Annotated in this window: 1 protein-coding gene; it reads right to left on the bottom strand. The window is 32.3% G+C overall.

Annotated elements, in window-relative coordinates:
- The coding region (locus Q0998_RS19290; RefSeq protein WP_299673097.1) for a transposase at positions 1–433 on the bottom strand (433 nt) is incomplete at both ends.

Here is a 433-nt window from a genome sequence, read left to right as displayed (position 1 = left end):
TCTCCATTGGATAATAGCTTTGGAGTATATTTTAAAGATTTACTTCGAGCATATTCTATAGCATCGTTTTCAGCATCAATTGCTTCCCATCTATGCTTTATTCTTATTTCTTGTAGTGCGTCCAATGCTAGTTTTTGTACGTGAAAACGATCTATTACCAAGGTAGCGTTTGGAAAAGACTTTTTAACGATAAGTCCCATATTACCTGCCATATCCAGAGTTACCTCTTTTACTCTTTTTCTCTGTTTTAAAGGAATTTTATGAAGTATTTTTATAACTGTTTCCGCTTTAGTTCCTTTCACCATGGCTACAATAGCTCCTTTTTTACCTTTCGCATTTTTATTGGTTAAAATGGTATATAAATCGCCATTTGAAAAAGCAGTTTCATCTAGAGATAAATGCAAACCAATATTTTGAGAAAATAAAAGCCAAT

This window comes from uncultured Polaribacter sp. (genome assembly GCF_947501385.1).
GTDB lineage: Bacteria > Bacteroidota > Bacteroidia > Flavobacteriales > Flavobacteriaceae > Polaribacter.
Note: the sequence above shows the minus strand (reverse complement) of the source record. Positions and strands in the feature narration are given on the sequence as shown.